The 11,971-nt window shown below is 67.6% G+C and carries 9 protein-coding genes and 2 pseudogenes; 6 read left to right on the top strand and 5 right to left on the bottom strand.

The window, feature by feature from the left end:
• The first annotated feature begins 88 nt into the window (after positions 1-88).
• From ACYVJ0_RS12470 to ACYVJ0_RS12450, 5 genes are read left to right on the top strand one after another with little or no spacing between them, the layout of a single operon-like run.
• The gene (locus ACYVJ0_RS12470; RefSeq protein WP_460818130.1) at positions 89-1,126 is read left to right on the top strand and encodes a zinc-dependent alcohol dehydrogenase; all 1,038 of its coding nucleotides are present in this window, start codon (positions 89-91) and stop codon (positions 1,124-1,126) included.
• 45 nt (positions 1,127-1,171) lie between these two features.
• Positions 1,172-2,461 (top strand): ABC transporter substrate-binding protein, encoded by a 1,290-nt coding sequence (locus ACYVJ0_RS12465; protein WP_460818129.1) that lies wholly within the window; start codon positions 1,172-1,174, stop codon positions 2,459-2,461.
• A gap of 2 nt (positions 2,462-2,463) precedes the next feature.
• A complete protein-coding gene (locus ACYVJ0_RS12460; protein ID WP_460818128.1) occupies positions 2,464-3,405 on the top strand; it encodes a carbohydrate ABC transporter permease in 942 nt (313 codons plus the stop codon).
• Positions 3,406-3,410: 5 nt separating this feature from the next.
• Entirely contained in the window at positions 3,411-4,280 is an 870-nt protein-coding gene (locus ACYVJ0_RS12455) for a carbohydrate ABC transporter permease (protein WP_184219968.1), read from the top strand.
• A complete protein-coding gene (locus ACYVJ0_RS12450) occupies positions 4,277-5,434 on the top strand; it encodes an SGNH/GDSL hydrolase family protein (RefSeq protein ID WP_460818126.1) in 1,158 nt (385 codons plus the stop codon). The genes ACYVJ0_RS12455 and ACYVJ0_RS12450 overlap by 4 nt, the downstream gene beginning before the upstream one ends.
• Positions 5,435-5,577: 143 nt before the next feature.
• Here ACYVJ0_RS12450 and ACYVJ0_RS12445 read toward each other — a convergent pair whose 3' ends face one another.
• Together ACYVJ0_RS12445 and ACYVJ0_RS12440 are read right to left on the bottom strand one after the other, a co-directional pair.
• Positions 5,578-6,447, bottom strand: a complete 870-nt coding sequence (locus ACYVJ0_RS12445; RefSeq protein ID WP_449569637.1) for a LacI family DNA-binding transcriptional regulator — start codon at positions 6,445-6,447, stop codon at positions 5,578-5,580.
• Positions 6,448-6,458: 11 nt separating this feature from the next.
• Complete coding sequence (locus ACYVJ0_RS12440) at positions 6,459-8,990, bottom strand: glycoside hydrolase family 2 protein (protein WP_460818124.1); 2,532 nt, start codon at positions 8,988-8,990, stop codon at positions 6,459-6,461.
• 77 nt (positions 8,991-9,067) lie between these two features.
• Between ACYVJ0_RS12440 and ACYVJ0_RS12435 the strand changes: the two genes are divergently transcribed.
• Positions 9,068-10,267, top strand: coding sequence for an ROK family transcriptional regulator (locus tag ACYVJ0_RS12435; protein ID WP_460818123.1), 1,200 nt, complete (start codon positions 9,068-9,070; stop codon positions 10,265-10,267).
• A gap of 57 nt (positions 10,268-10,324) precedes the next feature.
• Here the strand turns inward: ACYVJ0_RS12435 and ACYVJ0_RS12430 are convergent.
• The 3 genes and pseudogenes from ACYVJ0_RS12430 to ACYVJ0_RS12420 form a co-directional block, all read right to left on the bottom strand.
• Positions 10,325-10,807 (bottom strand): annotated as a pseudogene (locus ACYVJ0_RS12430) (DNA alkylation repair protein); the annotation flags it as partial.
• Positions 10,808-10,858: 51 nt separating this feature from the next.
• Positions 10,859-11,872, bottom strand: coding sequence for an IS3 family transposase (locus ACYVJ0_RS12425; RefSeq protein ID WP_460818122.1), 1,014 nt, complete (start codon positions 11,870-11,872; stop codon positions 10,859-10,861).
• Positions 11,856-11,971 (bottom strand): annotated as a pseudogene (locus tag ACYVJ0_RS12420) (IS30 family transposase); the annotation flags it as partial. The gene ACYVJ0_RS12425 and the pseudogene ACYVJ0_RS12420, both read right to left, overlap by 17 nt.

Genomic DNA, 11,971 nt, shown 5'->3' with positions numbered 1-11,971 from the left:
ATCCGGTTCCAGATGTGGAACAGAATGGTGAACAGTGTCTCTGCCCCTCCCCACCACCGCGACGCACGCCGCCGCCCCGGCGGCGACGATGAGCGCGCTCGTCCTCGAGGACTACGGTCGCATGGTCGTGGCGCAGCGGCCGGTCCCCGTCGTCGGCGATGGCGAGGTGCGGGTGCGTGTGCACGGCGTCGGTATCTGCGGCTCGGATCTGCACGGTTTCACCGGCGCAAACGGCCGGCGCTTTCCCGGGCAGGTCATGGGTCACGAAGCGGTCGGCACCGTGGATGCCGTCGGCGCAGGCGTGACATTTTTCACGGGGGGCGAGCGAGTCGTCGTCAATCCGACGCTTGCCTGCCAGGCATGCGACTGGTGCGCACGCGGCCAGCAGCACATCTGCCCGCAGCGGCGCGTGCTCGGTGTCGACCCGACTCTGTCCAGTGCCTTCGCGGAGTTCTTCGTCGTGCCCGAGCGCAACCTCATCCCGTTCGACGGCATCCTGCTGCACGGGGCACTCGTCGAGCCGCTGGCCGTCGGCTACCACGCCGCCCGGCGCGCGGGCGTGAGCGCTGGAGACACCGTCGCCGTCATCGGCGGAGGACCGATCGGTCAGGCCGCCGCGCTCGCCTGCATCCGTCTGGGGGCCGCCCGCGTGATCGTCGGCGAACCGCGCGAGGCGCGCCGGCGGCTGCTCGAGGACATCGGCGCAGAGACATTCGATCCGTTCACCGCGAGCGCCCCGCTCGGCGCCGGAGAAGCGGATGCCGCGATCGACGCGGTCGGTGCGAGCGAGACCATCCTCACCGCGCTCGAACTGACAGCTCCCGGTGGCACGGTCGTGCTCGTCGGGATGGATGCGCCCGCCGTCGAACTGCAGGCATACCCCCTGACCACACAGGAGCGCTCGCTCGTCGGCGCCTTCTGCTACACCGCCGAGGAATTCGCCGAGACGGCGGCCTGGGCGGCCACGGTGCCCGAGACCCTCGATCGGCTGATCGAGCGAGCGGTCCCGCTCGACGAGGGCCCTGCGGCCTTCGAAGAGCTCACCGACCCCGAACGCCTCGCCGGGAAGATCATCATCGAGTTCCCCGCGAAGCCCGAGAGCGCCGGACCACCGGCTTCCTCTTGACCGTCCTGCACGACCCGAGTTACCAATCATCCAATGGAGGATCGCATGTCACAGTTCATGTCGAGTCGTCTCACCCGGCTCGCCGGGGTGTCACTCGTCGCGGCGCTGGCCCTCACGGGCTGCTCCGCGCAGAGCGAGGAGGCGCCCAACAGCACCGGTGAGGTGACTGGGGAGCTGAGCATCGCCACCACGAGCGACGTCGGCCTCGGCGCGCTCATCGAATCGTTCGAGAAGGAGACCGGGGTCGGCTTCGAGACCACGTTCGCCGAGGCGGGCGCGCTCAACGAGCAGCTCTCGCTGCAGATCAACGGCGGGACCGCACCCGACATCTTCCGCTCCGCGCCGGGCTGGGCGGCACCGTCCTCGGTGCTCAACCTCGCCGCCATCGGCGCCGTGCGCGACCTCTCCGGTGAGGACTGGACCGCGAACGTGCCGAAGGCGTTCGACTCGCTGCAGGTCTACGAGGGTGGCACCTACGCCTACCCCACGTTCGGGCAGGCCATCCTCGCCTTCTACAACATCAGCGTCTTCGAGGAGGTCGGCGTCACCCCGCCCACCACGTGGGATGAGCTGATCGAGGTCTCCGACAAGCTCAAGGCCGCAGGCAAGGTGCCGATCTCGCTCGGCTTCGCCGACAACTACGTGACGCAGTTCATCACCTACGCGCTCTCGGCCACCCTGGTCAACGGCGCCGAGCCTGACTTCTACGAAGAGCTCGACGCAGGCAAGACCACGTTCGCGGAGTCGGACGGATGGCGCGAGACCTTCGAGAAGATCGTGAGCCTGATCGACGACGGCTACACCACCGCCGACCCGCTCGGCACCCCTGGTGACCCGGCGATGCAGGCGGTCGGCAACGGCGATGCCGCGATCGTCATCATGCCCTCGGGCGCCTCGCCGAACCTCGCCAAGATGACCGAGGGCGGCTGGGACAACCTGGGCATCTTCGCCTTTCCCGCCACGAACTCGGCTGACGACACGTTCATCCCGTTCAGCCCCGACTTCCTCGTCGTCAGCAGCAAGACCGAGAACCCGGATGCCGCTCTCGCGTTCCTGGACCACATCTCCCAGCCCGACAACGCGGCGGCATTCGCCGAGGCGCAGGGCGCCATCCCCGCGCTGACCAACGCGACGCCGGTCGACAACCAGCTCAACACCGCCATCCAGGTCTACCTGGATGAGGAGCGCACCACGCCGTTCGCCAACCACATCTGGCCCGGCGGAGAGGTCGCCGCGGCGCTCATGGCAGGCCTGCAGCAGGTCGTCCAGGGCGACAAGGACATCGACGGGCTGCTCGCCGACCTCGACACCGCCTATGCCGGAGTCAAGCGTTGACGATGACCGCCATCCCGAGGAGCCCTGCGGAGGCGCAGGGCTCCTCGGAGCGACCCGCCCGCAAGCAGGACCGGGTGTTCCGCCTCAACCGGGTGCCGCAGTGGTTTCTGCTGCCGGCCCTCATCTTCTACATCGTCGTCGTGCTGTACCCGAGCGTCGCGGGCAGCGTGCTCGCCTTCACCGACGCCAGAACGCTGCGCGGCGGCGACTGGGTCGGTTTCGAGAACTTCGTCACCATCCTGCAGAACGAGGCCGCTCGCGACGCGCTGCTGAACACGCTCACGATCGCCGTCACCCTCACGATCGTGCAGACCACGCTGGGTCTGCTGCTGGCGGTCGCGCTGAACAGCGCCATCCGCGGACGCAACCTGCTGCGCACCATCTTCTTCGCCCCGATGATGCTGCCCCCGATCATCACCGGTCTGCTGTGGCAGTACATCTACACGCCGAACGGTCCGCTCGACTCCGCGATGGACTTCCTGGGCCTGGGTGATTTCAAGGCCAGCTGGCTCGGTGACGCGAACATCGCCCTGTGGTCGATCATCGGCAGCGTCATCTGGCATCACGTCGGCATGTCGATGGTGATCTACCTCGCCGGACTGCAGGGCATCCCCGACGAGCTCTACGAAGCCGCCGCTGTCGACGGCGCGGGGCCGATGCGCAGGTTCTGGAGCATCACCCGCCCGCTGCTGGGCCAGGCGACCACGATCGCCACCGTGCTCACCATGACTTCGTCGCTCAAACTGTTCGATCAGATCTTCGTGATGACCGGCGGCGGCCCCGGGGTATCGACCCAGACGCTGTCGCTCATCATGTACCAGGAGGCGTTCGTGTACGGCAAGCAGGGCTACGGCTCGGCCATCGCCCTCGTACTGACCATGATCGTCGCAGCCATCGTCTTCGTGCAGATGAGCATGACCCGCCGAGGGGAGCAGGAGGCTTGAGTACCATGACCCTCACTGTCCCGAAGAGCGAGGCTGCGCCCCGCAGACGGCGGATCCGACACGGCTACGGTCGTCCGCTGCTCGAAGTGGTCATGGTCCTGGTGACCGTGGCGTACCTGTTCCCGCTGTACATCATGCTGACAATGTCGTTCAAGACGCCGGTCGAGATCGCCGAGTCGTCGGTCGCCCTACCCAAGGGGCTGTTCCTCGACAACTATGCCACGGCGTGGTCACAGGCGAACCTCGGCCGGGCGCTGCTGAACAGCGCGCTCATCACGAGCGTCAGCATCACCCTCGTCGTGATCGTCGGCGCAATGGCGGGGTACGCCATCGCACGCGGCAACCGCCGCACCAGCACGCCGAAGCTGATGCTGTTCATGCTCGGCCTGATGATCCCCGGCCAGCTCGGCATGGTGCCGCTGTACAACCTGATGCGCGACGCCGGTCTGCTGCAGAGCTATTGGTCGCTGATCATCTTCTACGCGGGGTCAATGATGCCCCTGACGGTGTTCCTGTACACCGGGTTCCTGCGGGCCCAGTCGTCGACATACGAAGAGGCGGCGCGCATCGACGGTGCCGGCTGGTGGCGCTCGTTCTGGCATGTCGTGTTCCCGCTGCTGCGGCCGGTCACCGGCACCGTGATCATCGTCAACGCGATCAACATCTGGAACGACTTCCTCACTCCGCTGCTGTACGTGTCCGGTTCGGCGAACCGCACGCTGCCTGTCGCCGTGTTCTCGTTCCAGGGCGAGTTCGCCAGTGAGTGGGGCCTGATCTTCGCCGGCATGGTGATCGCGGCGCTGCCGGTGCTCATCGTCTACTTCTTCCTGCAGCGGCACATCATCCACGGCTTCGCCGGCGGACTGAAGGGATGAGCGCGCTCGTCCCCATCGCGTCCACGACGCACCAGCCGGTGCGCGTGGGTGACGGCCGCAACCTCTCGGACGGCACGACGCAGACCCTCAGCACGCTGTTCACGCACGAGCTGCTGAGGCCCGCCGACAGCATCCGGCTCGTCTTCGCGAACTGGTACGACACCGACGGCGACAGCCTGCCCGGTACCGACCCGATCCGGGTCCGTGCCGAGGTGCGGGCGGGCGGCATCCTGCCGGTGACGTTCGACGGACGCGATCACGTCAGGATCGAACCAGGAGAGACCGTGCTGTCCGACCCCGTGCCGCTCGATCCGCACGGCGGTGTGGGGACGGATCGGATGCGACTGTCGACCTGCACGGTCGTCTCAGTGGCGCGAGGCGGGCGGTTCCCGCTCGGTTCGAGCACAGACGCCTCCTCGGGGGAAGGGGTCGCGGTGGGAGACCTTCGCGGCCGGGCCGTGCCCACGGCATCCGTCTACGGATACGGGCCGTGGCAGCTGCTCGCCGAGGGACCGACTGCAGGGTCGCTGCTGCTCGTGGTGGGCGACTCGAACGGGGTCGGCTTCGGCGACCGCCGAGGCGGCGCCGAGCACTTCGGCTGGGTGCGCCGCCGGTTCGACGGACGCAGCGATGTGATGAACATCTCGGTCAGCGGCGCGCGTCTCGAGAACAGCATGACACCGGCGCAGCTGGCGCTGCGGCTGGCGCAGGTGCAGTGGTCGTTGCCGACCACCGTGATCACGGCGCTCGGCACGAATGACATCCGCGGCGGGGGGCCGGGGGTCGAGGAGGTGCGAGAGCGGATGCTAAATCACTGGGGCGTGCTGGCCACCGTTGCGCCGCGCCTGATCGCGACCACGGTGCCGCCCGCGACGACGAGCATCGACGGCTGGCACACGCTCGAGGGGCAGCGGCTCGATCACGGCAATGACACCCGCCTCATCATCAACGACTGGCTGCGGACCGTTCCCGCCCCGCTCGACGCCGTGTTCGATCTCGCCGCAGCGGTCGAGGCCGAGCCCGGGCTGTGGCGGCCCCGTCTCACAGAGGACGGTGTCCACCCCAGCCCTGAGGGTCACGCGGCGATCGCCGAGGCGGCGCGCGAGTTCGTGTTCGAGGCGGCGGGCATCGACGAGAGCCGTCAGCTCACCTGACCGATCTTCGAGAAGAAGTCCTCGAGAAGATCCCGCGTGTCCAGAGGATCTGCTGAAGCGGATGGAGGACGCCTTCCAAGGCTGACGCACAGAGTCCGAGAGGGCCCCCGGAAGGTGCGCCCTCTCGCATATCCGGGTGACGATCAGCGCGGTCCCGCGGTGGAATCGCGGACGATCAGCACCGGGGGGTCAGCCTCGATGACGGTGCGCGCTCCGCCTTCGGCGAGCCGCAGCAGGGTCCGGGCAGACAGTTGGCCGAATGCATGGATGTCACGGCTCATGGCAGTCAGCGGCGGGCGGGTGATGCGGCAGAGCACGGAATCGTCGCCGGCCAGCACGGCGACATTTTCGGGGATGCGTACGCCGCGCGCGATGAGACCCTCGACGGCACCTGCGGCCATCACATCGTTGTCGAACGTGATCGCCGTCGGGGCGCCGTCGACGTCCAGCAACTCGTTGACGGCGGCCGCACCGCCCTCCCGCGAGAAGTCGGCACTGACCACCGACGGTGAGCCGCCCGCGTCGACCACGGCTGAAAGAAACGCCGCCGCCCTTCTTTCGGTATGCGAAAATCCGGCGGGACCGGCGACTCTGCCGATGCGCCGGTGGCCAAGCGCGACGAGGTGGTCGACGGCCCCCTGAATCACCGCAGACTCGTCAGTCCACAACACGGCATGGCCACCGGCGTCGTCGGGATGTGCAAGCGCCAGAGCTGTGAAACCGAGTTCGTCGACGAGCTCCAGCCGTGGGTCTTCTGGGACGAGCACGTCGACCAGCAGGACCGCGCTGACCCGGCCGCTTTCGTGCCAGCGGTGATAGGCATCGAGTTCAGATGACATATCGGGCACGACCTGCAGGATGAGTGCCCAGTCGTGCGCAGTGAGCACGTCTTCGAGGCCTGCCATGAAGTCGTTGTAGAAGGCCTCGATCCCCAGCGTCCTCACCGACCGGCGCAGCACGAGCCCGACCGCCGTCCGCTCCCGGTCAGCGGCGCTCCTCGTCCTCGTGATCATGCTCAGCAGTATCACCCATTTCGCGGATCGCAGAGATCGTTCGCCGAGCGCAGCACCCTCGGATCCGTGAACGCCGCGGGTTCCAGGCCGGGCCGGGCCTGAACCCGAATCTCCGCGACCTCGCCCGGCAGCAGTGTGAGCAGCCCGTCTTGGGCCCGGGCCCCGGCATCCACTTTGTCGGCGAGGACCGTCAGGTCCTTGACCAGACTCCGAGCCTCGACGCGGACCGCGTACCCGCCAGGCACCTCTGTCGCGGACGCAGCGACGGCGTCCGACTGCAGGAGGAGTGCAGGGTCTTCGGCGAAATACCAGAATGCCCGCTCGCCACTGTCTGCGATCACGGCGACGAACTCGGCGGAAGAGTCCGCGGCGGATGCGATGGATGCGGGAACGGTGATCACTGTCGCGCTGCGGGCATCGACCTCGACGGGCATTCGCTCCTGGGCGAGTATCTCGCCGAGGAGCGAGCGGCGTGTCAGTGTCACGGTCGTCGACAGGGCTTCCGCGGCGTCGTTGTGCAGCACCGCAACCAGAGCCCCTTCGCGGGGCTGAATCGTCAGCAGCCGGTCGGCGTAGACGCGTCGGAGCGCGTGCCACAGCGGCTTGCGATGGCGCATGCTGTCGACGGCCGCCCAGGACACGACGGGCCAGCAGTCGTTCAGCTGCCAGACGATCGATCCGCGGTTCAACGGGAACAGCGACCGGAAATGCTCGATACCGTAGGCCACCGCCCGCGCCTGATTCAGCTGCATCGTCCAGTGCCAGTCCTCGTAAGAGTCCGGCTGCGGCAGGTGCTCGCCGAGGCCGCGCTGCAGCTTGCCGTTGCCGTCATCGGCCTTCTGATGCACGAGCATGTTCGGACCGAAAGGATCGCGCGGCTCGTCGTGTACGGCGTACTCCAGGGTTGACCAGGCGGGCGGCCCCTGGAAGCCGAACTCCGACACGAACCGCGGCCGGTAGTCGCGATAGTGGGTGTAGTCGACGCGGTTCCACACGTCCCAGATGTGCATGGTGCCGTGCGCATCGTCGTTGGGGTGCACGTAGCGGCTGAACGAGAACGGGCTACCCTCGGAGTAGGGCGTGTTCGGCGCGAGCTGCCGGACGATGCGAGGGAACAGATCGATGTAATACCCCTCGCCCCAGGTCATGGCACCCAGCTGCGAGCGCCAGTTCCAATCGATGTAGCCCCAGATGTTCTCATTGCCGCCGTTCCACACCACGAGACTCGGATGCGCGGTGAGTCGGGTCACGGCCTCGACGGCCTCGGCTTCGAACTCCGACCACAGCGCGTCGTCCTCCGCATAGGCTGCGCAGGCGAGCAGGAAGTCCTGCCAGACGAGGATGCCGTTCTCGTCGCAGAGATCGTAGAAGTCCTCCGACTCGTAGATGCCCCCTCCCCAGACCCGCAGCATGTTCATGTTCGACTCGAGGGCATCGGTGATGCTCTTCTGCAGCGTGTCGCGAGTGATGCGCGGGAAGAACACGTCGTCCGGGATCCAGTTCGCGCCGCGGATGTAGACGTCCTCACCGTTGACGATGATGCGGAACGCGCTGCCCTGCTCGTCGGGCGCGACGTCGATCTCGACGCTGCGGAACCCGATCCGGCGGCTCCAATGGGACAGCTCGTCGCCTGTTTCGCTCAGCAGGCGCACGTCGAGCTCGTGACGGGTCTGCTCGCCGTAGCCACGCGGCCACCACAGGGCGGCGCCGGGCGCGTCGATCGTCGTGGATGCAGAGGTCTGCCCGGGGCCGAGGGCCACGAGCGCCGTCTGACCCGCCACCTCGACCGCGAGCTCCGCGCCGGCTGCGGGCTCGGTGTCAGCCCACTCGACGTCGACATGGGCGGTCACGGTCGGCACCCCGTCGATGACGTCGACAAGGGGACGCACCGCGGCGATCCGCGCGCCGGACCAGGAGTGGATGCCGATCGGCTTCCAGATCCCGACCGAGGCGAGGTCGGGACCCCAGTCCCAGCCGAAGTTGCATGCGGCCTTGCGCATGGCGTTGAAGGGGTTCTCGTACGAGTGCGGACGCTTGCCGAGCAGAGCCTCCTGCTCGCGTGCGTAGGCATACGGTGAGCGGAACGTGATCACGATGTCATTGCAGCCTGGGCGCAGCAGCTCTGCGACGGGGAGCCGATAGCTGCGGTGCTGGTTGACGGTGCGAGCAACGGTGACGCCGTTGAGCTCGACGTGGGCGACGGTGTCGAGACCCTCTGCGACGAGGTCGACGCGGGTGTCGCCCGTGTCGGACCAGTCGAAGCTCGTGCGGTACTCCCAATCGCTCTCGCCGATCCAGCGCAGCGACGCCTCGGCGTCGTCGACGAAAGGATCCGTGATGAGCCCGGCCGCGAGCAGATCGGTGTGCACCACTCCGGGGACTTCGGCCGGCACGGCATCCAGGCGGCTCGCCAGGTCATCCGGTGCCTCGCCCGTGACGAGACGGACAGTCCAGCCGGTGGTCAGGTCATGATGCATGGTGGTTCTCCTCGTCGGGTATGGGCCGACTCTAGTGGACTTTCTAAAGCAAGTGAAATTAGTCACTCATGCAGTGCGCTCACCGCCGTGTGCGATCGATACACTGAGCGTCGCCCCCCGTCGGCAGGCGTGAAGGGAAGTGCATGATCAAGGCGTCCGATGCGGTCCGCGCACAGCGTACGAACACGCGTGGACTCATCCTTGAAGCGATCCGCACACGCGGCCCGATCAGCCGAGGCGAGCTGGCCGAGGCGACGGGCCTCACTGCTGCGACGATGACCAATGTCGTCCGCCGGCTGCTCGAGGACGGCCTCGTCCTCGAGACCGGAAGGGGGGAATCGACGGGCGGCAAGCGCCGCGTGCTGCTGGAGGTCGACGCGGGCGCGCGCTTCGGCGTCGGGATCCAGCTGGGATTCGGCTCGACCGTGCTCGTGGTGTCGAACATGTGGGGAGCCGTGGTCGGCCGGTCGCGCATGGCCGGCATCGGCCGGGCGCATCCTGATGAGTACATCGAGCGCCTCGCCATAGGCCTTCTGGACCTCATCGACTCGCTGGGGCTGGACCGTGATCTCGTCGTTGGCGTGGGCGTCGCCGTGCCTGGTTCGTTCGACGGGTTCAGACAGTCGCCGGACACCCAGGAACTTCTCGAAGCGTGGGCATCCTTCCCCCTGCAGGACCGGCTCGTCGAGTACACCGCCGTGGACGCCGTCGCGGAGTGCGAGGCGATCGCGGCGGCGATCGGCGAGCGGTGGAGCGGGGCCGTAGCCGACTCGGAGGCTTTCGCCGTCATCCTCATGGAAGATGCGATCGGTGTGGGCGCCGTGCTGCAGGGTCGCACGCTGCGCGGTGCGCACGGTCACGCCGGCGACCTCGGTCACATGCTCATCGACCCCGCCGGTCCCTCCTGTACGTGCGGAGCCAGAGGGTGCCTTGTCGCGGTGGCAGGACCGGCTGCTTCACTGCGCCGCTACAGCTCCGCGGTCGGCCGGCAGGTTAGTGCCGCACGTCTCAACGCTGCGGCAGTGGCAGGCGATCCCGTCGCGGTGTCCGCGCTCGCGCCATCGGTGAATGCATTCGCAACCGCGGCCGCGAGCATGACCGACATGCTGGATCTGGAGCGGATCGTGTTGGCCGGTACCGGATTCGGCAGCGCGATGTCGCTGTTCATCACCGGCATCCAGACTGCTCTCGACGAGCGATCGCGCCGCCGGGGCAGGCCACCGGTGATCGTCCAGGCGTCCGTCAGCGTCCGCGACGCTCCGGCGCTCGGCGCCGCAGCACTTGTGCTGCACGAGGAGATGATCGGCGCGGGCATGCCGCCGGGCATCGTCGCGGCGCGCTGATAGACGCTGCTGCTGCCGGTAGGACGAGGGCGTGGACAGCGCGCGGCTGCGGATCGGTCACACAAGGGGAGCGGCGTCGCGTTGCGGCTTCGCTTTCGCCGCGCTTCTGGGCGTCCCGGCATGCTTGGCTCTCACGCTCATCCACTGCGCGCGCTCGTCACGCGGAAACTTCTCGATGGCGTAGCGCAGAGTCGTGCGCGGCATCGAGGCAGCGTGCCGGTCGAGGAATGCCACCAGGACTGGCGGGTCTACCTCGCCGATCGAGCGCAGCATCCAGCCCGTCGCTTTGCGTATGAGGTCGTGCGGATCGTCGACCAGGATCTCGGCGATCGCCACGGCGTCGTGGGCCTGGCCGGCCCGGATGAAGGTCCAGCAGCTCACCATGGCTGTTCGGCGTTCCCAGACATTCGCCGAGCGCGCCAGCCGGTACAGGATGTCTCGTGGCTTGTCCATCAGGTACCCTCCGACCACCCATCGGCAGGCGAGATCGACCAGGTCCCAGTTGTTGATCCGGTCATGGCGTCGGAGATACAGCTCGAAGAGCTCGGCGCGCCGGGCCTCGACGGTCCGCGCCCGGGAGGCCTCCTGGTGTCAGCCGGTTTGTTCGACTGGTTCGGTGCGAGCGTAGTCGAGCTGTTCGACCTCGAGTGGTGTGAGGTCGTCGATCGAGCCGTGTGGACGCTCGCTGTTGAACCACAGCACCCAGGACGCGGTTCCGGCTTCGACGTGGTCGACGTCCCGCCATGGGCCCTCGTGGTGGATGAGTTCGGACTTGTAGAGCCCGATCTGCGATTCCGCGAGGGACTTGTCGTACGCGTCCCCGACAGAGCCCACGGAGGGGTCGATGCCCTCGTCCACGAGCCGGTCGGTGAAGGCGATCGACGTGTAGACACTGCCCGCGTCGGTGTGGTGCGTGAGCCCCGCGAACCCGGCGACGCCCTCGCGACGGCGGGTCCACAGCGCCATATCGAGGCAGTCGAGCACAAGCGGGGTGGTCATGCTCGTGGCGGCGCGCCAGCCGAGGATGCGGCGGGAGTGCGCGTCAAACACGAACGCGACGTAGACCCATCCGGACCACGTCCAGACGTAGGTGAAATCGGCTACCCAGAGCTGGTCGGTGCGGAACCGCCAGAAGTGGCGGGCGACGAGGTCAGCCGGCCTGCTCTCCCGAAGCGCCGTGTCGACGGGACGCTTGCGTTTCCCGCGGACCACACCCGCGATCCCGAGCTCCCGCATCAGCCGTTCGACCGTGCAGCGGGCGATGTCATGCCCGTCGCGCCGCAACCGGAGCCAGAGCTTGCGGGCGCCGAACACCTTCCGCTGCTTCTCCCAGGTGCCGAGGATGATCGGCTTCCACCGCTCATCCGACACCTCACCAGGCGACGGACCGCGACCGCGAGCGTCGTAGTAGGTCGATGGGGCGATCTTCACGCCGTGCTGCGTGAGCACGTCGCAGATCGACTCGACACCCCACCGCAGACCACCGTCGCGACGGTCCTTGTGGTCCTCGATGAACGTGACTATCGCTTCTGTGGCCGGTCGAGTTCGGCCGTGAAGAAAGCCGAGGCCGCCATCAGAATCGGCGGATTCAACCGGTGGTCGCAACGAGTTCTGTGAACTTCTCCGATGGTGTCAGATAGCCGAGGGTTTTGCGTGGTCGTCCGTTGAGCGAGTCCTGGATCGCGGTCAGCTCAGCGCGGGTGA

The organism is Microbacterium petrolearium (genome assembly GCF_054782875.1).
Note: the sequence above shows the minus strand (reverse complement) of the source record. Positions and strands in the feature narration are given on the sequence as shown.